Raw genomic sequence first — 19,342 nt, 5'->3', positions numbered from 1 at the left:
CGACCATCGGTGGGATCAGGCGGAGCGCACCGCGACGACGTCGGCGAACGCCTCGAGCGCCGACCGCACCGAGCCCTCGGGCAGCACCTCGAGGAGCTGCTTGGCCTCCTGGGCGCGCGCGACGACGTACGCTCGCGCTTCCTCCATCGCGGGGTGCTTGCGCAGCAGACCCAGCGCCTCGGCGTGCAGGTCGACGTCGTTGGCGAGGTCGGACTTCTCGGGGTCGAGCAGCTCGAGCAGGCGGGCGTCGCCCGGGTCCGTGGAGGCGCGGGCCATCAGTACGGGGAGCGTCGGCACGCCCTCCTTGAGGTCGGTGCCAGGCGTCTTGCCGGACTCCTCGGTCTCGGAGGCGATGTCGAGGATGTCGTCGGAGAGCTGGAACGCCGTACCGACGAGCTCGCCGTACTCCGTGAGGGCGGCGACCACGGCCGGTTCGGCACCGGAGAACAGGGCGCCGTAGCGCGCAGACGTGGCGATCAGCGAGCCGGTTTTGCCAGCGACGACCTCGAGGTAGTGCTGCAGGGCGTCGTCCTCGGGGCCGGGCGTCACCGTCTCGAGGATCTGGCCCTCGACCAGGCGGGTGAAGGTCTCGGCCTGGATCCGCACGGCTTCCGCGCCGAGCTGCGACGTCAGCTCGGACGACTTCGCGAACAGGAAGTCGCCCGTCAGGATCGCGACGAGGTTGTCGTAGCGCGAGTTCGCCGAGTCGGAACCGCGGCGCAACTCGGCCTCGTCCATGACGTCGTCGTGGTACAGCGAGCCGACGTGGGTGATCTCGACGACGCAGGCCGCCGTGAGGACCTCGGGGGCGTCCGGTCGCGGTCCGACCTCGGCCGCGAGCAGCACCAGGAGCGGACGGAAGCGCTTGCCGCCGGCCGCCAACAGGTGGCGTGCCGCCTCGGTGACGTACGGCGCCCGGCTGGTCGCGTGGCCGAAGAGGGCCTCCTCGACCGTGGCCATCCGCTCGCGCAGGCGCTCAGCGAGGGCAGTGTCAACGATCGGCAGGGCCAACTCGGCCGGGCTCGGAGCGGGAGTCACCTGATGAAGTCTCCCGCATTCGTGACCAGATCCAGCACCGGCCCCGGCACGACGCCCAGGACGAGGGTTGCGGCGAGGCACACGACGATGGTGCCGGAGGTCAGCAAGGACGACGCCGTGACCTCTCCGACGCCGTCCGGGTGGGCCTCGGTGAAGAACATCAGGCGGATGTGGCGGACGTAGAAGCCGACCGCGATCACGCTCGACGCGATCGCGACGAGCACGACCGGCCAGGCGCCCGCCGACATGGCGGAGGTGAACACGGCCCACTTGCCGATGAAGCCGGCGGTCAGCGGGATGCCGGCCATCGAGAGCAGGAAGAAGGCGAACGCACCGGCCACGAGCGGCGAACGACGACCCAGGCCGGCCCACCGGTCGTAGTGGGTCGCTTCGCCGCCGGCGTCGCGCACGAGCATCACGATCGCGAAGGCGCCGATCATCGAGAAGCCGTAGGTCGTCAGGTAGAACAGCACGCCCTCGAGGGAGGTGTACTGCCCCTTGGCGAGCTCGTCGGCTCCCTGGACTCCGAGGACACCGACCAGCAGGAAGCCGGTGTGGGCGACCGAGGAGTACGCGAGCATCCGCTTCACGTCGTTCTGTACGGCGGCCAGGACCGCACCGACGAGCATCGACGCGATCGCGACGACCCACAGCATCGGCACCCAGCTCCAGCGCTCCCCGCCGAACGCGACGTAGAACAGGCGCAGGAGAGCGCCGAACGCGGCGACCTTGGTGCCGGCGGCCATGAACGCCGTGACGGCGGTCGGGGCGCCCTGGTAGACGTCGGGCGTCCACGCCTGGAACGGCGCGGCACCGATCTTGAAGAGCAGGCCCACCGCGAGCAGCGCGATGCCGGCGAGGAGCAGGCCGTGGTTGGGCCCGCCTGCGCGGACGGCTTCGTTGATGCCGGCGAACGTGACGGAGCCGGAGTAGCCGTAGACCAGCGCGGCGCCGTACAGGAAGAAGCCGGAGGCGAAGGCGCCGAGCAGGAAGTACTTCATCGCCGCTTCCTGGCTGAGCAGGCGACGTCGACGGGCGAGGCCACACAGCAGGTACAGCGGGAGCGAGAGAACTTCGAGCGCGACGAACATCGTCAGCAGGTCACCCGACGCGGGGAACAGCAGCATGCCGCCGACCGCGAAGAGCATCAGCGGGTAGACCTCGGTGTGCTCGAGGCCGCGGGTCGACGCCTCGCGCTCGGTGTCCGTGCCGGGGAGCGCGGCGGCCTGACCGGTGAAGGCCGAGACACCACCCTCGAGGCGACGCTCGGCGAACAGGGCGACGCCGCCGATCGCGAAGATCAGCACCAGGCCCCACAGGTAGACCGTGGGTCCGTCGACGATGACGCTGCCTTCAGCACCGACGAGGCCGCGGCCTTCGCTGCCGGCCGCGCCGGTGTGCTCCTGGAGGTCAGCACCGACGACGATCGTGGAGACCAGAGCGGCGACGAGCACCGACAGGGCCAGCGTGATCTGCGGGATGCGGCGAGCGCCGCGCGCGAGGAACGCCTCGATCAGGACGCCGACACAGGCGCCGCCGAGGACGAGGAGCAGCGGGAGGAGTTCGAAGTATTCGAGCTCGGGCTTGGAGAACTCCATCAGTGCGACTCCCCTTCGTCCTTGACCTGCGTCTCCCCTTCAAAGGTGAACCAAGTACCGACGGTCGGTGGGTCGTCGTGCACACCAACGTGTTCGAGCAGGTCACCCACCATCGGGTTCGCCGCGTCGAGCAGCGGCGCAGGGTAGAAACCGAAGAACACCAGCGCCGCAATCAACGGTGCGACCGCGACGATCTCGCGCAGGTTGAGGTCCTTGGTGCCCTCGAGGTCCGCGGACGTCGGCCCGGTCATCGTGCGCTGGTACATCCACAGCACGTAGATCGCCGACAGGACGACCGCGGTGATCGCGATCGCGCCGACGTACCAGCCGTAGTCGAAGGCAGCCAGCAGCACCAGGAACTCGCTGACGAACGGCGAGAGGCCCGGCAGGCCGAGGGTCGCGAGACCGGCGATGAGGAACAGGCCGGCCAGGATCGGCGCCACCTTCTCGATGCCGCCCATCTCGCTGATCAGCGAGGTGCCGCGACGGTCGAAGAGGTAGCCGGCGACGAGGAACAGCGCCGCCGTGCCGAGGCCGTGGTTGACCATGTAGAGAATCGCGCCGGTGCCGCCCTGCGTGCTCATCGTGAAGATGCCGAGCGTGATCAGGCCGAAGTGGCTGAGCGAGGTCAGACCGATCAGGCGGAAGACGTCGTCCTGCCCGATGGCCACCAGGGCGCCGTACACGACGGAGATCAGAGCGAGGACGACCACCAGCGGCGTCGCCCACTGCGACGCCTCGGGGAAGATCCCGAGGCAGAACCGCAGCATCCCGAAGGTGCCGATCTTGTCGAGGATGCAGACCAGCAGCACACCGGTGCCGGGGGTTGCCTTCTCGGTGGTGTCCGCCAGCCACGTGTGCAGCGGGAACAGCGGCGCCTTGATCGCGAACGCGATGAAGAAGCCGAAGAACAGCCAGCGGCCGGCCTCGGTGTCGATGTCCAGGTTCTCGAGGTCCGAGAGGAGGTACGACGGCGAGCCCTGCTGGGCCGAGACGACGTACAGGCCGATGACCGACGCGAGCAGGATCAGGCCGCCGGCGAGCTGGAACATCAGGAACTTGAGCGCTGCGGCGCCGCGTCCCTCGCGGCCGAAGCCGCCGACCAGGAAGTACGCCGGGATCAGGGTGGCCTCGAAGACGACGTAGAACAGGAAGACGTCGGTCGCGCAGAACACCGCGAGCGACAGGCCCTCCAGAGCCAGCGCCCAGGCGACGAACGCCTTGGCACCCGCGCCGTTCTTGTCGTCAGCCTTGGCCCATTCCGCGCCGAGGACGACGGGGACGAGCAGGACGGTGAGCAGCACCATCAGCAGACCGAGGCCGTCGAGCCCGAAGGCGTAGTGCACGCCGAACGCTTCGATCCAGTCGTGCACCTCCTCGAACTGGCGGCCGCCGTCGACGTCGTAGTTCAACGCGATGACGAGGCCGAGGACGAGGGTCACGAGCGCGACGCCCAGACCGGTGACCTTGCTGACCGCAGCGGGCAGCAGGGCAACCGCAATGGCGCCGGCAATCGGGAGCCAGACGAGCAGGCTCAGGATCGGGAAGTCACCCATCAGTGACCCTCCTCGGAGGCAGTCGGGTCCTGAGCGTGCTCAGGGTGGGTAGATCGCAAGGCGGCGGCGCGAAGGCCAGCCTGACCGCTAGTCGAGCGTCGCCAACGCAGCGAGGTGCGCGCCATGGGCGCGCTCAGGGCTCGAGTGTCTCCGAGGAGGGTCACAAGTTCACCGCCACGAGGGTCAGGACGAGGATGACCGCGCCCACGAGGATGGACAGTGCGTAGGTGCGGACGTAGCCGTTCTGCAGGCGCCGGACCCATTCACCGGTTCCGGTGAGGATCGTCGAACCGCCCGTGAAGGCGCCGTCGACGAGCGTCCGGTCACCGGCCACCAGCGCGGTGACGGTGGCCTTGCCGGGCGTGACCACGAGCCCTTCGTTGATCGCGTCGCCGTACAGGTCGGCACGGGCCGCCTTGGTGGCGAAGGAGACGTCGGTCGGGGCGGTCCGCGGGACGTCCTGCTTGCCGACGAGGAACCAGGCGAGACCGACACCCACAGCGACCACCGCAACGGTGATCAGTGTGATCACGATGACCGGGATCGGGGGCTCGTGGTGCTCGGCGTGGCCGACCACCGGACTGAGCCACTCGACGATCCAGTTGCTGGCGAGCATCAGGCCACCGAGGACCGACAGCGCGGCGAGGACGATGAGCGGGATCGTCATCACCTTCGGGCTCTCGTGCGGGTGCACGCCCTTCTCCCAGCGCTTCTGGGTGAAGTACGTCATCAGCATGAGGCGGGTCATGTAGAAGCCCGTGATGCCGGCGCCGAGGAGGGCACAGATGCCGACGATCGGGTTCTCGATCAGCGCGACCTCGATGATCTTGTCCTTGGACCAGAACCCCGAGAACGGCGGGAAACCGATGATCGCGAGGTAGCCCATGGCGAAGGTCAGGAAGGTGACGGGCAGCAGCTTGTTCAGCGCGCCGTAGTGGCGCATGTCCACGTCGTCGTCCATCGCGTGCATCACCGAACCGGCGCCGAGGAACATGTTGGCCTTGAAGAAGCCGTGCGTCAGCAGGTGGAAGATCGCGAAGGCGTAGCCCGCGACACCGAGACCGGCGCCGAGCATCATGTAGCCGATCTGGCTCATCGTGGAACCGGCCAGGGCCTTCTTGATGTCGTCCTTCGCGCAACCGATGATCGCGCCCCACAGGAGCGTCACCGTGGCCACGATGACCACCGCGGTCTGGGCGTTCGGCGCGAGCTCGAAGATGAAGTTGGAGCGGACCACGAGGTAGACACCGGCCGTGACCATGGTCGCCGCGTGGATCAGGGCCGAGACGGGGGTCGGGCCCTCCATCGCGTCGAGCAGCCAGGACTGCAGCGGCACCTGCGCGGACTTGCCGCAGGCACCGACGAGGAGCAGGACGCCGATCCAGGTCAGCGTGTTCTCGGAGGCACCTCCGGCAAGCAAGCTGACGCCGCTGAAGCTCGTCGTACCGAAGGTCACGAACATCAGGAAGATCGCCAGGCCCAGGCCCATGTCGCCGACCCGGTTGATGACGAAGGCCTTCTTGGCGGCCGCCGCTGCGGACGGCTTGTGCTGCCAGAACCCGATCAGGAGGTACGACGCCAGGCCGACGCCTTCCCAGCCGAGGAACAGTCCGACGTAGTTCTCCGCGAGGACGAGCATCAGCATCGCGGCGACGAACAGGTTGAGGTAGGCGAAGAACCGGGAGCGGCGCGGGTCGTGCTCCATGTAGCCGACGGAGTACAGGTGGATCAGCGCACCGACCCCCGTGATCAGCAGCAGGAACAGCGAGGACAGCGGGTCGTAGAGCAGGTCGAGTCCGACGTCGAGGTGACCGGCCTCGATCCAGGTCCACAGGTGCCTGGCGACCTGGCGGTCACCCTCGTCGCGGCCGAGCAACTGCAGGAACATCACCAGGCTGAGCACGAAGGAGCCGGTGATCGTCGCCAGCCCGATCCAGTGGCCGTAGGCCTTGGTCCGGCGATTGCCGAGCAGCAGGAGCACCGTGGCGCCGAACAGCGGCAGCGCGATGATCAGCCACAGCAGGCTGAAGATGCCGTCGGCCTCGCTGGGAGCAACAACAGGGATGTGGGTCTCGCTCGAGGCGAGCGCGACAGCAGAGAGAGCGTTCATGGTCCGGTCCTCAGAACTTCAGCAGGCTCGCGTCGTCGACCGAGGCCGAGCGACGAGTCCGGAAGATGGTCATGATGATCGCGAGTCCGACGACGACCTCGGCCGCAGCCACCACCATCACGAAGAAGGCGGCGATCTGGCCGTCGAGGTTGCCGTGTTGGCGCGCGAACGCCACGAAGGCCAGGTTGCAGGCGTTGAGCATCAACTCGACGCACATGAACACCACGATCGCGTTGCGGCGGGTCAGCACCCCGATCGATCCGATCGTGAACAGGATCGCCGACAGGACGACGTACTCGGTCACTTCGGGTCCTCCCCGGTCTCGGCGGTGTCGGAGGTCGCGGCAGCGTCGGGCTTGGCGGTCAACTCGCCGGAACCCTCACCGATCTGCGCCTGCATTTTGTCGATGTCGCGCAGTCCGGCCGGCCGCATCGTGCCGCGGGCCGCGAGCACCCGGGACACCGACGCCGCAGCCGGGCTCCCGTCGGGCAACAGGGCGGGCGTGTCGACGGCGTTGTGCCGGGCGTAGACGCCCGGTGGGGGCAGCGGTCCGAGGTGGGCGCCGGTCTCGGCGTAGGCCCGGATCCGCTCGGCCGCGATCTCGTGCTGCGTACGACGCGGGGTGAGCCGCTCGCGGTGCGCGAGCACCATCGCGCCGACCGCGGCGGTGATCAGCAGGGCGCTGGTGGTCTCGAACACGAAGACGTAGCGGGAGAAGAGCAGGTTGGCGAGCGCCTGGACGTTGCCGCCCTTGTTCGCGTCGTCGAGCCCGACCGCCGTACCGAAGGTCAGCTGGGTCAGGCCGACGATCATGATCACGGCGAAGGCCAGGCCGACGAACCAGGACAGCGCGCGCTGGCCCTTGATCGTCTCGACCAGGGAGTCGGAGGCATCGACGCCGACCAGCATCAGCACGAAGAGGAACAACATCAGGATCGCGCCTGTGTAGACGATGATCTGCACCGCGAAGAGGAACGGTGCCTCCAGGACGGCGTACAGCACGGCCAGGCTGATCATCACGACGGCCAGCAACATCGCGGCGTGCACGGCCTTGCGGACGAACAGCAGGCCGAGCGCGGCCAGCACCATGATCGGGGCGAGGACCCAGAACGCGGTCATGCGTGGCCCCCTTCGACGCCGTCCGTCGCCGGCACTGTCGGCACCGGGATCGGGGCCGCGAAGTCCCCGCGGTAGTAGGCCAGGTCGTCCTTGCCGAGCTGCATCTCGTGCGGCGGCTGCTGCATGCCGGGCAGCAGCGGAGCCAGCAGGTCGGACTTCTCGTAGATCAGGTCAGCGCGGTTGTCGTCGGCCAGTTCGTACTCGTTGGTCATCGTGAGCGCCCGCGTCGGGCACGCCTCGATGCACAGGCCGCAGAGGATGCAGCGCAGGTAGTTGATCTGGTAGACGCGGCCGTAGCGCTCGCCGGCAGAGAACCGGGCCGACTCGTCACCCTCGCCGTCGACGTTCTCGGCGCCCTCGACGTAGATCGCGTCCGCAGGGCAGGCCCACGCGCACAGTTCGCAACCGATGCACTTCTCGAGCCCGTCGGGCCAGCGGTTGAGCTGGTGCCGGCCGTGGAAGCGCGGTGCCGTCGGGAACTTCTCCTTCGGGTACTGCTCGGTGACGACCTTGCGGAACATCGTCCGGAAGGTCACTCCGAACCCGGCAACCGGGTCCCAGAGCTGCTCCTTGAGCGTGGGGCCGTTCTGGTCAGCCATGGGGTACCCCTGCATCCATTGGGTTGTCGGCCGGGTTGTCGGTGGTGTTGTCCGCGGTGTTGTCGGCCGGGTGGACGTCGGACCGGAAGGTCAGCGGCGCGGCGGCGCCCTGAACGGCTCCACCGGTCGGCATCGGCGGCACGGGGTAGCCCCCGGGCCGCGGGGTCGTGACGGACACGATCGCGGAGTCGTCCTTGCCCTCGGGGATCAGGAACGTGAGCAACATGACGACCAGGACCACGCCGATGGCGACCATCCAGAACTGCGGGTTGCCGCTGAAGCCGCCGTCGAAAACACCCTCGTTGCGGGCGACGCGCATGGTGGCGACCGCGATGATCCAGACCAGTGCGATCGGGATCAGCCGCTTCCAGCCGAAGGCCATGAACTGGTCATAGCGCAACCGCGGGAGCGAGCCGCGCAGCCAGATGAACACGAAGATGAAGAAGAAGACCTTGCCGAAGAACCACAGCACCGGCCAGTAGCCCTCGTTGGCGCCCGCCCAGACCTCGTCGATCCAGAACGGCGCGTGCCAGCCGCCGAGGAACAGCGTGGTGGCCAGGGCCGAGACGGTCGCCATGTTGATGTACTCGGCGAGGAAGAACAGGGCGAACTTCAGGCTGGAGTACTCCGTGTGGAAGCCGCCGACCAATTCGCCCTCGGCCTCCGGGAGGTCAAAGGGCGCACGGTTGGTCTCGCCGACCATCGCGATCGAGTAGATGACGAACGACGGCAGCAGGATCAGGCCGAACCAGACGTCGCCCTGCGCGGCCACGATCTCGCTCGTGGACATCGAGCCGGCGTACATGAAGACCGCGACGAGCGCGAGGCCCATGGCGACTTCGTAGGAGATCATCTGCGCGCTCGAGCGCAGCCCACCCAGCAGCGAGTACGTCGACCCGCTGGACCAGCCACCGAGGACGATGCCGTAGATCCCGATCGAGGCGATCGCCATCGCGAAGAGCACGGCGACCGGCATGTCGGTGAGCTGGAGCGGGGTCCGCTCACCGAAGAAGCTCACCTCGGGGCCGAAGGGGATGACCGCGAAGGTGACGAAGGCCGGCACCACACAGATCACCGGCGCCAGCACGAAGACCACCTTGTCGGCGGCCTTCGGGATCAGGTCCTCCTTGAACGCCAGCTTCACACCGTCGGCCAGGGACTGCAGGAGGCCGAAGGGGCCGTGCACGTTGGGGCCGATCCGGTGCTGCATCCGGGCCACGACCCGGCGCTCCAGCCAGATGTTGAACAGGGTCAGGAGCACCAGCACCAGGAAGACCAGCAGGGTCTTGAGGCCGATCACCCACCAGACGTCCTTGCCGAAAGCACTGAGTCCGGTGTTCATGCCGCACCTCCCGTGATCGTGACAGCCGAACCCGGCGAGGCGAGGTCAGCGAGGACGCCGTTCCCGACGGAGTTCGCCGGCACCCAGACCACGCCGTCGACCAGGTCGTCAGAGATCTCGGCCGGCAAGGTCACCGAACCGCGATCGCCGGTCAGGGTGACGGTCGGCCCGTGGGCGTCGTAGATCTCCCGGGTCACCAACGCCACCGGCGTCCGGGCGGTTGCCTTGAGGTACTTGTCGCCGTCCTGCAGCGAACCGTTGTCGAGCAACTGCTTCCAGGTGGCCAGGACGATGGTGACGCCGCCCTGGGCAGGCTTCTTCGCGGCCTTCTTGGTGGCCTTCTTCGTCGCGAGCTCCAGCGCGGGACGCGCACCGTCCCAGGGCCCCAGCTGCGACATCTCGGCCCGGGCCTCGTCGACGGTCCGGAACCCGAGCGACGCGCCGAGTTCCTCGGCAATGCCGGCAAGCGCACGCAGTTCGGGCAGCGAAGCCGGGTTGCGCAGGGCGACCTCCCAAGGCCGCACCCGTCCTTCCCAGTTGACGAAGGTGCCCGACTTGTCGGTGGTCGGAGCGACCGGGAACACCACGTCGGCGGCGTCGGTCACCTCGGTGCTGCGCAGGTCGAACGCTACGACGAAGTCGGCGGCAGCGATCGCGGCGCGGGTGGCCGCTGGATCGGCCGTGTCGTCGGGGTCGACGCCCGCGATGACGAGTCCGTTGAGGTCACCGGCGCCGAGCGCGGCGACGATGCCGTCCGCGTCACGACCGGCGGTCTCGGGCAAGGAGTCGACACCCCAGGCAGCGGCGACATCGATCCGGGCGTCGGCCACAGCGACCGGGCGTCCACCGGGGAGCAGGTTCGGCAGGCAACCGGCCTCGACGGCACCGCGGTCACCGGCGCGACGCGGGACCCACGCCAGGCGCGCACCGCTGGAGGCAGCGACATCAGCCGCTCCGGCCAGGGCCCCGGGGATCGTGGCGAGGCGCTCACCCACGAGCAGCACGGTGCCCGCGTCGAGTTCGCCGGCCAGGTCGCTGAGGCCCGTGACCTCGGCACCGGGAACGGTCGGGATGACGCGAGCGGACAGTTTGGCCAGCCCGCGCGTCGTGTACGGCGCCAGGCTGATCACCTCGGTGCCACCAGCCAGCACGGACTTGCGCAGCCGCAGGAAGATCACGCCGGCCTCGTCCTCAGGCTCCAGACCCACGAGGACCACCTTCGTGGCGGACTCGAGGTCGTCGTACGTCACGCCGCCGAAGCCGGGGCCGGTCAGCGCGACCGACGAGGCGAGGAAGGAGGCTTCCTCGGCCGACAGCGGACGAGCGCGGAAGTCGATGTCGTTGGTGCCGAGCGCGACCCGGGCGAACTTGCTGTAGGCGTAGGCATCCTCGACGGACAGCCGCCCACCGGTGAGTACGCCGACGCCGCCGGCCTGCTTCGCCGCGGCAAGCCCGCGGGCTGCGACGGCGAAGGCCTCGGGCCACGACGCGGGACGGAGGCTGCCGTCCTCATCGCGGACCTGCGGATACGTGAGGCGGTCGTCGGACTGCGCGTAGGCGAACGCGAAGCGGTCCTTGTCGGTGATCCACTCCTCGTTGACCGCCGGGTCGTTGCCGGACTGGCGACGGAGCACCTTGCCGCGACGGTGGTCGATCCGGATCGCCGAGCCGCAGGCGTCGTGCTCGGCCACACCGGGCGTCGAGACGAGGTCGAACGGACGGGACCGGAACCGGTACTGCTCGGAGGTGAGTGCGCCGACCGGGCAGATCTGGATCACGTTGCCGGAGAAGTACGACAGGAACGGCGCGTCCTCGGCGATGCCGATCTGCTGCTGCGCGCCGCGCTCGAGGAGCTCGATGAACGGGTCGCCGGCAATCTCGTCGGCAAAACGCGTGCAGCGCTGGCAGACGATGCAGCGCTCGCGGTCCAGCAGGACCGTCGGCGACAGGTTGATCGGCTTCGGGAAGGTGCGCTTCACGCCGCGGTTGCGGTCATCGGAGAACCGCGACTCGCCCTGCCCGTTGGACATCGCCTGGTTCTGCAGGGGGCACTCGCCGCCCTTGTCGCAGACGGGGCAGTCCAGCGGGTGATTGATGAGCAGGAGCTCCATGACACCGCGCTGCGCCTTGTCGGCCACGGGGCTGGACTCCTGGGTGCTGACGACCATGCCCTCTGCGACCGGGAGCGTGCAGGACGCCTGCGGCTTGGGGAATCCCCGACCGTTGCCGGCGTCGGGTACGTCGACCAGACACTGGCGGCACGCACCGGCGGGTGCGAGCAGCGGGTGGTCGCAGAACCGCGGGATCTGCACGCCGATCTGCTCGGCAGCGCGGATGACCAGGGTGTCCTTGGGGACGCTGACCTGGACGCCGTCGATGGTGACGGTGACCAGATCGGTCTTCTCCACTGCTCCGGTTGTCGAGCCTGTCGAGACACTCATGCGCTGACCTCCGTACCGGCCCAGGCGGTGGACTTCGCCACGTCGAACGGGCACCCGCCGTGCGACAGGTGCGCGAGGTACTCCTCGCGGAAGTGCGCGATGGAACTGGAGATCGGGCTCGTGGCACCGTCACCGAGCGCACAGAACGAGCGACCCAGGATGTTGTCGCACTGGTCGAGCAACTGGTCGAGGTCGGCCTCGGAGCCCTGGCCGTTCTCCAGACGCGTGAGCGCCTGCACCAGCCACCACGTGCCTTCGCGGCACGGGGTGCACTTGCCGCAGGACTCGTGCTTGTAGAACTCGGTCCAGCGCAGCACCGCACGCACGACGCAGACGGTCTCGTCGAAGATCTGCAGGGCGCGGGTGCCGAGCATGGAGCCGACCGCACCGACACCCTCGAAGTCGAGGGCGATGTCGAGGTGCTCGGCCGTGAGCAGCGGGGTGCTGGAGCCACCGGGCGTCCAGAACTTCAGCTCGTGGCCGTTGCGGATGCCGCCGGCCAGGTCGAGCAGTTCGCGCAGCGTGATGCCGAGCGGCGCTTCGTACTGGCCGGGCTTCTCGACGTGGCCGGACAGCGAGAAGATGCCGTGGCCCTTGGACTTCTCGGTGCCCATCGAGGCGAACCAGGCGGCACCGTTCTTCACGATGGCCGGGACCGAGGCGATGGACTCGACGTTGTTGATCACCGTCGGGCTGGCGTAGAGGCCCGCAACGGCGGGGAACGGCGGGCGCAGACGCGGCTGGCCGCGGCGACCCTCGAGGCCCTCGAGCAGCGCGGTCTCCTCGCCACAGATGTAGGCACCGGCCCCGGCGTGAACGACCACGTCGAGGTCGTAGCCCGAGCCGTGGATGTTCTTGCCGAGGTGGCCGGCGGCGTACGCCTCTTCGACGGCCGCCTGGACGCGACGGATGACGTGCAGGACCTCGCCGCGGATGTAGATGAACGCCTTGTTCGCGCGAATGGCGTACGAGCTGATGATGACGCCCTCGACGAGGACATGGGGGTTGCCCATCATCAAAGGGATGTCCTTGCAGGTGCCCGGCTCCGACTCGTCGGCATTGACCACGAGGTACTTGGGCCGCGGGTTGTCCTGCGGGATGAACGACCACTTCATGCCGGTCGGGAAGCCGGCACCACCACGGCCACGAAGGCCGCTGTCCTTGACGGCGGTGATGACGTCGTCCTGGCTCATGCCGAACGCGATGTCGAGAGCGGCGTACCCGCCCTTGGACTCGTACGGCGCCAGCTTCCAGCCCCGCTCGACGTCCCACATGTCCGTGAGGACCGGCGTCAGCATGTCGCTCACTTGTCCGCCTCCTTGGCCGCGGGCCTGGCTTCGATCGCCGGAGTCGCGGGTGCGTCCGGTGCCGTCCAGCCGCGCTCGCGCGCGATCTTGAGGCCCGCGAGGCTGGCCGGTCCGGCCGTGGGGCCTTCGTCGACGCGGCCGTCGGGGAAGCCGGCGAGCACACGCTCGGCCTCGCGCCAACTGCAGAGTTTCGGGCCACGGGTCGAGGACACGTCGTGTCCGGCGCGCAGCGACTCGACCATCTGGACCGCCGACTCGGGCGTCTGGTTGTCCATGAACTCCCAGTTGACCATCATCACCGGGGCGAAGTCGCAGGCCGCGTTGCACTCGATGTGCTCGAGGCTGACCGTCTTCGAGTCACCCTGCCGTTGTACGGCGACCTCGTCGTTGCCGATCTCGAGGTGGTCCTTGAGACGGGCGAAGATCTCGTCGCCACCCATCACCGCGCAGAGCGTGTTGGTGCACACGCCGACGTGGTAGTCGCCGACGCCGTGGCGCTTGTACATCGTGTAGAAGGTCGCGACGCCGCTGACTTCGGCGGCACTGATGTCGAGGACCGCGGCGCAGGCCTCGATCCCTTCCGGGGTGACGCGTCCCTGCACCGACTGCACGAGGTGCAGCATCGGCAGCAGGCCCGAGCGCGGCTCCGGGTATCGCTCGGAGATCTCGCGGAGTTCGGCGAGCGTCTTCTCGTCGATCGGTGGGGTGCTCATCTGTCCACGCCTCCCATGACGGGGTCGATGCTGGCGATCGCGACGATGACGTCAGCGATCTGGCCGCCTTCGCTCATGACGCCCATCGCCTGGAGATTGTTGAACGAGGGATCGCGGAAGTGCGCCCGGAACGGGCGGGTGCCGCCGTCGGAGACGACGTGGGCACCGAGCTCGCCGCGGGGCGACTCGACCGGCACGTAGGCCTGACCGGCGGGGACCCGGAAGCCCTCGGTGACGAGCTTGAAGTGGTGGATCAGTGCTTCCATCGACTCACCCATGATGTGGCGGATGTGGTCGAGGCTGTTGCCCATGCCGTCGCTGCCGATGGACAGCTGGCTGGGCCAGGCGATCTTCTTGTCGCCGACCATCACCGGCGCACCTTCGAGCTTTGCGAGGCGGTCGGCAGCCTGCTCGATGATGCGCAGCGACTCCCACATCTCGTTGAGGCGAACGCGGAACCGGCCGTAGGAATCGGCGGTGTCCCACGTCTGCACGTCGAAGTCGTAGGTCTCGTAACCGCTGTAGGGCTGGGCCTTGCGCAGGTCGAAGCCGTAACCGGTGCTGCGCAGGACCGGGCCGGTGAGGCCGAGCGCCATGCAGCCCTCGAGGTCGAGGTGGCCGACGTCGACGAGGCGGGCCTTGAAGATCGGGTTCGCGTTGCAGAGCGCGGCGTACTCGGGCAGCCGCTTCTTCATCAGGGCGACGAAGGAACGGATGTCATCGAGGGCGCCGGGCGGCAGGTCCTGCGCGACACCGCCGGGACGGATGAACGCGTGGTTCATCCGCAGGCCGGTGATCAGCTCGAACAGGTCGAGGACCAGCTCGCGCTCACGGAAGCCGATGGTCATGACAGTCAGCGCGCCGATCTCCATGCCGCCGGTCGCGATGCAGACCAGGTGGGAGGAGATCCGGTTGAGCTCCATGAGCAGGACCCGCATGATCTGGGCCTTCTCGGGGATGTCGTCCTCGATGTCGAGCAGTCGCTCGACGCCCAGGACGTACGTCATCTCGTTGTAGAACGGCGAGAGGTAGTCCATCCGCGTGCAGAACGTGACGCCCTGCACCCAGGAGCGGTACTCCATGTTCTTCTCGATGCCGGTGTGGAGGTAGCCGATGCCACAACGGGCCTCGGTGACCGTCTCGCCCTCGATCTCGAGGATCAGCCGGAGCACGCCATGGGTCGACGGGTGCTGCGGGCCCATGTTGACGACGACCCGCTCCGCGGCGTCGCCCTCCCCCAGACCCGAAGCGATCGCGCTCCAGTCCTGGCCGGTGACGGTGAAGACCTTCCCGTCGCCGGTCTCGCCGGTGCCGGCGTAGAAGTCCTGATCGGTCGTCATGAGTAGGACCTCCGCTGGTCCGGGGGTGCGATGGTGGCGCCCTTGTACTCGACGGGGATGCCGCCGAGGGGATAGTCCTTGCGCTGCGGGTGGCCCGGCCAGTCGTCGGGCATCAGGATCCGGGTCAGGGCCGGGTGGCCGTCGAAGATGATCCCGAACATGTCCCACGTCTCGCGCTCGTGCCAGTCGGCTGCGGGGTACAGCGGCACCAGGCTCGGGAAGTGGGCGTCGCCGTCGGGAGCGCTGCTCTCGACGCGGATCCGGCGGTTCCACGTGTAGGACATGAAGTGATAGACCGCGTGCAGCTCGCGGCCGGTGTCGCCGGGGTAGTGGACCGCGCTGACGCCCGAAAGGAACTCGAACCGCAGCGCCGGGTCGTCCCGCAGCAACTTCGCCACGGCGAGCAGATTGTCGCGGTGGACGTGGAAGGTGATCTCCCCGCGGTGGATGACCACGCTCTCGATGAGCGCGTCCAGCTTGTCCGCCACCGTGTCGAACCAGCCACCGAAGGGCCGCTGCGCGGCCGTCGGGAGTACGACGGGCGCGACCAGTCCGCCGAAGCCGCTGGTGTCACCGGTACCTCGGACGCCGAACATGCCCTGGCGTTCTCCGACCGCACGCACCTCGACGGGTGCGGCCGTCTCCTCGGGCGTCAACTCGCCACCGTTGGTCGAGCCTTCGCCGTTGGTCGAGCCTGTCGAGACCGTCACCGGAGCATTCCCCTCATGTCACCGGTGGGCACTGCAACGAGGCCCTCGGCTTCCATCTCGCGGATCTGGGCCAGGCGGTTCGCGCCGAGCGGCGTGGACTGGACCTTGTCGTGCAGCTTGAGGATCGCGTCGATCAGCATCTCCGGACGCGGCGGGCAGCCGGGGAGGTACATGTCGACGGGCACGACGTGGTCGACGCCCTGCACGATCGCGTAGTTGTTGAACATGCCGCCGCTGCTGGCGCACACGCCCATGGCGAGCACCCACTTGGGCTCGGCCATCTGGTCGTAGATCTGGCGCAGGACCGGGGCCATCTTGTTGCTCACCCGGCCGGCGACGATCATCAGGTCGGCCTGGCGCGGGCTGGCCCGGAAGACCTCCATGCCGAACCGGGCGAGGTCGTACTTCGGACCACCCGACGTCATCATCTCGATGGCGCAGCAGGCGAGGCCGAACGTCGCGGGCCAGAAGCTGGCCTTGCGCATGTAGCCGGCCAGTCCCTCGACCGTGGTCAGCAGGACGCCGCTGGGCAGCTTTTCTTCTACTCCCATGGAACTAGTCCCAATCCAATCCGCCGCGGCGCCACACATAGGCGTACGCGACAAAGACAGTGGCGATGAACAGGACCATCTCGATCAGGCCGAACCACGCCATGGCGTCGAGGTGCAGGGCCCACGGGTACAAGAAGATGATCTCGATGTCGAAGACGATGAAGAGCATCGCGGTGATGTAGTACTTCACCGGGAAACGGCCGCTGAGCGCCTGGGGCGTCGGCTCGATGCCGCATTCGTAGGAGTCGAGCTTCGCGCGGTTGTAGCGGCGCGGCCCGATCATGGTGCTCATCGCCACGGACCCGACCGCGAACAGCGCGGCCAGTGCGGCAAGAACAAGAACCGGTGTGTAGAGCTCCATGAGCCTCCCTCTCGTGACCTTGTGAACAGAATCACTAGTGGTGTGGCCCACATCCTGCCACTCCATCGGAGGGTCGCGACAGGGGGGTGGGTCAACCCGAAAGAGCGGCCTGACCTGCGGATTTAGGGCACGGAGGGGTTGCCAAAATGAAGGTGGGTCTGTGGGCGCGGGTTGCCCGGGTGGGCCACGGCAGCGCCTCCCGGCTTGCCCCTCGCTGGCTTAGGAGCGGGGTCCCGCCGTCGGCGCCCAGGTGCGCCCGCGACGGGAATGTTGTTCGGGCGCCGACGACGGCACCCCGAAGCGCCCGCGAGGGGCAGCCGTACGGCGCCGCCGTGGCCCAACCGGGCACGCAGCACGAAGGTCGTTCAGGGGTCGGTCGGGTCGAGCCGAGGCAACCACTCGTCAGGGAAGAGCACGCGCGGGATCAGCATCGAATGCCGGCTGACCCGATCCTTCGCGACAATGAGTACCGGCCCCACCCGGTGGCGTCCGATCCGACTCCAGGGCAGTTCCATCGCTCCGGACGCCGTGCGCATCACGAACGCCGCATCAGTCGCCTCCGTGGTGATCGTTGCACCGACCGGGAACGCGGCCCCGAACATCCGCCGGACCGAACGCGCGGCGACGAGAGCTCCACCGAGCACCGCCAGTCCGGGGACGGCGCTGAAGGCTGCCAGAGGCCAACCACTGAGGAGTCCGAAGACGGGTGCCACCACGAGGACGAGAAGGAGTCCGGGCAGGCCAACGGTGAAGAAGGTGCGCAGGACGGCAGCGCGCAAGATCGTGTCGTACTCGTCCTGCGAAACGGTCCAGGTCACCTGCCGCATCGGTCAGGCGGTGGCGCGGTGCATCGCGACGATGCCGCCGCTGAGGTTGCGCCACTCGGGCGCGTTCCAGCCGGCCGCGCTGATCAGGTCGGCCAGGCCGCGCTGGTCGGGCCAGGCGCGGATCGACTCGGCGAGGTAGACGTAGGCGTCGGGCGCGGAGGAGACCGCGGTGGCGACGGCGGGGAGTGCCTTCATCAGGTACTCGAGGTAGACGGTGCGCCACGGCGACCAGGTCGGGTGGCTGAACTCGCACACGACGAGGCGCCCGCCGGGCTTGGTGACGCGGCGCAGCTCGGCCAGGCCGGCCTTCGGGTCGACGATATTGCGCAGGCCGAAGGAGATGGTGACCGCGTCGAAGGTGGCGTCGCGGAAGGGCAGCTTCGTGCCGTCACCGGCGGTGAAGGGCAGGTGCGGGAACTGCGACTTGCCGACCTGCAGCATGCCGATCGAGAAGTCGCACGGTACGACGGTCGCGCCCGCGTCGCGGAACGGCTGGCTCGACGTGCCGGTGCCGGCCGCGAGGTCGAGCACCATGTCGCCGTACGCCGGATCGACGGCCTCCAGCACTTCCTTGCGCCAGCGGCGATCCTGCCCGAAGGAGAGGATGTCGTTGGTCAGGTCATAGCGCCGCGCGACGGTGTCGAACATCCGTCGTACATCGGCGGGCTGCTTGTCGAGCTCTGCGCGGGCCACCGCGGAAGCGTACCTACGCAGGCCGGACGGGCTGATCGCCGGGTGAGCAAAAGTCGTTCGCAACCAACCGCCTCCTTGTGGCGTCTACCTAGACATGAACACCAAGTCGCGCGTCGCTCGCCGGATCAGCCTCATCACGCTGGTGGCCGCCCTGTGCTCCGTACTGGCGTACGGCGTCGGCTGGGCCGTCCAGAAGGACACCCTCCCGTGGGAGTCGAACCCCCGGGCCACGGGGCCGATCGGCGAACCCGCAGCAATGGATGACCCGTCGGAGCCGGTGGATCCGGGCGCAACCCCCGAAACGGATCCCTCGCCGGAGCCCAAGCCCTCGGCGGAGCCCAAGCCGGACCCCGAGCCGGCCAAGGACCCCGGTCCGCCGCCCGCCGGACCGGCGCTGCTCTCCCCTGGTGACCGTGGACCCGAGGTCCGCGACCTCCAGGCCCGGCTCAAGCAGATCGACTGGTTCAGTGGCGACGTCACCGACAACTACGGCGACGTCACGACCAAGGCCGTCCGTGGCTTCCAGGCCAAGCGTGGCTTCGAGGTGACCGGCGAGGTCGACAAGCGCACCCTCGACCGCCTGCACTCCATGACCCGCGTGCCGACCAAGGCCGAGCTGACCAATCAGCCGCCTCCGGGCAACGGTGGCAACAAGCCAGGTGCGCTCGACCCGCGCTGCAAGACCGGCCGCGTGATGTGTGTCGACAAGAGCAGCCGAACCCTGCGCTGGGTCGTGGACGGCCAGGTCCGCAAGACCGTCGACGTCCGGTTCGGCTCAGCCGAACTGCCGACCCGCGAGGGCTCGTTCCGCGTGAACAGCAAGAGCGCCAACCACGTGTCGAGCATCTATCACACGCCCATGCCGTTCGCGATGTTCTTCTCCGACGGCCAGGCCGTGCACTACTCGCCGGACTTCGCGGCGAACGGCTACAACGGCGCTTCCCACGGATGTGTGAACGTGCGGGATCGCGACGCCGTGGCGTGGCTCTTCAATCAGGTCCAGGTCGGCGACAAGGTCATCGTCTACTGGAGCTGAC

18 protein-coding genes are annotated in these 19,342 nt (G+C 68.4%); 1 reads left to right on the top strand and 17 read right to left on the bottom strand.

From position 1 onward, the window contains the following. Positions 1-15: 15 nt before the first annotated feature. The 17 genes from HRC28_RS05260 to HRC28_RS05180 form a co-directional block, all read right to left on the bottom strand. Positions 16-1,038 carry a polyprenyl synthetase family protein gene (locus tag HRC28_RS05260; protein WP_237111712.1) on the bottom strand — a complete coding sequence of 341 codons (1,023 nt, stop codon included), beginning with the start codon at positions 1,036-1,038 and terminating at the stop codon, positions 16-18. Next, positions 1,035-2,636 carry an NADH-quinone oxidoreductase subunit NuoN gene (gene nuoN, locus HRC28_RS05255; RefSeq protein WP_182379108.1) on the bottom strand — a complete coding sequence of 534 codons (1,602 nt, stop codon included), beginning with the start codon at positions 2,634-2,636 and terminating at the stop codon, positions 1,035-1,037. Before nuoN ends, HRC28_RS05260 begins: the two co-directional genes overlap by 4 nt. Next, positions 2,636-4,192: an NADH-quinone oxidoreductase subunit M gene (locus HRC28_RS05250; protein WP_182379107.1), complete on the bottom strand. Its 1,557-nt coding sequence runs from the start codon at positions 4,190-4,192 to the stop codon at positions 2,636-2,638. The genes nuoN and HRC28_RS05250 overlap by 1 nt, the downstream gene beginning before the upstream one ends. Before the next feature lie 160 nt (positions 4,193-4,352). Then, on the bottom strand, positions 4,353-6,302 hold the full coding sequence (nuoL, locus tag HRC28_RS05245; protein ID WP_182379106.1) for an NADH-quinone oxidoreductase subunit L: 1,950 nt from the start codon (positions 6,300-6,302) through the stop codon (positions 4,353-4,355). 10 nt (positions 6,303-6,312) lie between these two features. Beyond that, positions 6,313-6,606, bottom strand: coding sequence for an NADH-quinone oxidoreductase subunit NuoK (gene nuoK, locus HRC28_RS05240; RefSeq protein ID WP_141800503.1), 294 nt, complete (start codon positions 6,604-6,606; stop codon positions 6,313-6,315). After that, positions 6,603-7,421: an NADH-quinone oxidoreductase subunit J gene (locus tag HRC28_RS05235; protein ID WP_182379105.1), complete on the bottom strand. Its 819-nt coding sequence runs from the start codon at positions 7,419-7,421 to the stop codon at positions 6,603-6,605. Before HRC28_RS05235 ends, nuoK begins: the two co-directional genes overlap by 4 nt. After that, positions 7,418-8,020, bottom strand: coding sequence for an NADH-quinone oxidoreductase subunit NuoI (gene nuoI, locus HRC28_RS05230; RefSeq protein WP_202033228.1), 603 nt, complete (start codon positions 8,018-8,020; stop codon positions 7,418-7,420). The genes HRC28_RS05235 and nuoI overlap by 4 nt, the downstream gene beginning before the upstream one ends. Next, on the bottom strand, positions 8,013-9,362 hold the full coding sequence (nuoH, locus tag HRC28_RS05225) for an NADH-quinone oxidoreductase subunit NuoH (RefSeq protein WP_182379103.1): 1,350 nt from the start codon (positions 9,360-9,362) through the stop codon (positions 8,013-8,015). Before nuoH ends, nuoI begins: the two co-directional genes overlap by 8 nt. Continuing rightward, entirely contained in the window at positions 9,359-11,803 is a 2,445-nt protein-coding gene (locus tag HRC28_RS05220; protein ID WP_182379102.1) for an NADH-quinone oxidoreductase subunit G, read from the bottom strand. The genes nuoH and HRC28_RS05220 overlap by 4 nt, the downstream gene beginning before the upstream one ends. Beyond that, positions 11,800-13,101: an NADH-quinone oxidoreductase subunit NuoF gene (gene nuoF, locus HRC28_RS05215; RefSeq protein WP_182380467.1), complete on the bottom strand. Its 1,302-nt coding sequence runs from the start codon at positions 13,099-13,101 to the stop codon at positions 11,800-11,802. The genes HRC28_RS05220 and nuoF overlap by 4 nt, the downstream gene beginning before the upstream one ends. 5 nt (positions 13,102-13,106) lie before the next feature. After that, a complete protein-coding gene (gene nuoE / locus HRC28_RS05210) occupies positions 13,107-13,823 on the bottom strand; it encodes an NADH-quinone oxidoreductase subunit NuoE (RefSeq protein WP_182379101.1) in 717 nt (238 codons plus the stop codon). Further along, positions 13,820-15,163 (bottom strand): NADH-quinone oxidoreductase subunit D, encoded by a 1,344-nt coding sequence (locus HRC28_RS05205; protein ID WP_182379100.1) that lies wholly within the window; start codon positions 15,161-15,163, stop codon positions 13,820-13,822. The genes nuoE and HRC28_RS05205 overlap by 4 nt, the downstream gene beginning before the upstream one ends. Beyond that, positions 15,160-15,759 (bottom strand): NADH-quinone oxidoreductase subunit C, encoded by a 600-nt coding sequence (locus HRC28_RS05200; protein ID WP_237111831.1) that lies wholly within the window; start codon positions 15,757-15,759, stop codon positions 15,160-15,162. The genes HRC28_RS05205 and HRC28_RS05200 overlap by 4 nt, the downstream gene beginning before the upstream one ends. Before the next feature lie 110 nt (positions 15,760-15,869). Beyond that, positions 15,870-16,424, bottom strand: a complete 555-nt coding sequence (locus HRC28_RS05195; RefSeq protein ID WP_182379099.1) for an NADH-quinone oxidoreductase subunit B — start codon at positions 16,422-16,424, stop codon at positions 15,870-15,872. A gap of 4 nt (positions 16,425-16,428) precedes the next feature. Further along, on the bottom strand, positions 16,429-16,785 hold the full coding sequence (locus tag HRC28_RS05190; RefSeq protein WP_182379098.1) for an NADH-quinone oxidoreductase subunit A: 357 nt from the start codon (positions 16,783-16,785) through the stop codon (positions 16,429-16,431). A gap of 365 nt (positions 16,786-17,150) precedes the next feature. After that, positions 17,151-17,603, bottom strand: coding sequence for a hypothetical protein (locus HRC28_RS05185; protein WP_182379097.1), 453 nt, complete (start codon positions 17,601-17,603; stop codon positions 17,151-17,153). Between the two features lie 12 nt (positions 17,604-17,615). After that, positions 17,616-18,305, bottom strand: coding sequence for a demethylmenaquinone methyltransferase (locus HRC28_RS05180; protein WP_182379096.1), 690 nt, complete (start codon positions 18,303-18,305; stop codon positions 17,616-17,618). A 94-nt stretch (positions 18,306-18,399) separates the two neighbouring features. On the opposite strand from HRC28_RS05180, the gene HRC28_RS05175 reads away from it, so the two are divergent. Continuing rightward, positions 18,400-19,341, top strand: coding sequence for a L,D-transpeptidase family protein (locus tag HRC28_RS05175; RefSeq protein ID WP_182379095.1), 942 nt, complete (start codon positions 18,400-18,402; stop codon positions 19,339-19,341). The last annotated feature ends 1 nt before the right edge of the window (position 19,342 follow it).

Origin of the sequence: Nocardioides sp. WS12 (genome assembly GCF_014108865.1) — a bacterium.
Classification (GTDB): domain Bacteria; phylum Actinomycetota; class Actinomycetes; order Propionibacteriales; family Nocardioidaceae; genus Nocardioides.
This window is presented reverse-complemented; position numbering and strand designations above follow the sequence as displayed.

Bases quoted from the DNA above. Each gene is read 5' to 3' on its own strand.
- nuoH (WP_182379103.1), bottom strand. From the start codon at position 9,362: ATGAACACCGGACTCAGTGCTTTCGGCAAGGACGTCTGGTGGGTGATC.
- HRC28_RS05250 (WP_182379107.1), bottom strand. From the start codon at position 4,192: ATGGGTGACTTCCCGATCCTGAGCCTGCTCGTCTGGCTCCCGATTGCC.
- nuoL (WP_182379106.1), bottom strand. From the start codon at position 6,302: ATGAACGCTCTCTCTGCTGTCGCGCTCGCCTCGAGCGAGACCCACATC.
- nuoN (WP_182379108.1), bottom strand. From the start codon at position 2,636: ATGGAGTTCTCCAAGCCCGAGCTCGAATACTTCGAACTCCTCCCGCTG.
- HRC28_RS05235 (WP_182379105.1), bottom strand. From the start codon at position 7,421: ATGACCGCGTTCTGGGTCCTCGCCCCGATCATGGTGCTGGCCGCGCTC.
- nuoF (WP_182380467.1), bottom strand. From the start codon at position 13,101: ATGCTGACGCCGGTCCTCACGGACATGTGGGACGTCGAGCGGGGCTGG.
- nuoE (WP_182379101.1), bottom strand. From the start codon at position 13,823: ATGAGCACCCCACCGATCGACGAGAAGACGCTCGCCGAACTCCGCGAG.
- HRC28_RS05175 (WP_182379095.1), top strand. From the start codon at position 18,400: ATGAACACCAAGTCGCGCGTCGCTCGCCGGATCAGCCTCATCACGCTG.
- HRC28_RS05190 (WP_182379098.1), bottom strand. From the start codon at position 16,785: ATGGAGCTCTACACACCGGTTCTTGTTCTTGCCGCACTGGCCGCGCTG.
- nuoI (WP_202033228.1), bottom strand. From the start codon at position 8,020: ATGGCTGACCAGAACGGCCCCACGCTCAAGGAGCAGCTCTGGGACCCG.
- HRC28_RS05220 (WP_182379102.1), bottom strand. From the start codon at position 11,803: ATGAGTGTCTCGACAGGCTCGACAACCGGAGCAGTGGAGAAGACCGAT.
- HRC28_RS05200 (WP_237111831.1), bottom strand. From the start codon at position 15,759: ATGTTCGGCGTCCGAGGTACCGGTGACACCAGCGGCTTCGGCGGACTG.
- HRC28_RS05205 (WP_182379100.1), bottom strand. From the start codon at position 15,163: ATGACGACCGATCAGGACTTCTACGCCGGCACCGGCGAGACCGGCGAC.
- HRC28_RS05195 (WP_182379099.1), bottom strand. From the start codon at position 16,424: ATGGGAGTAGAAGAAAAGCTGCCCAGCGGCGTCCTGCTGACCACGGTC.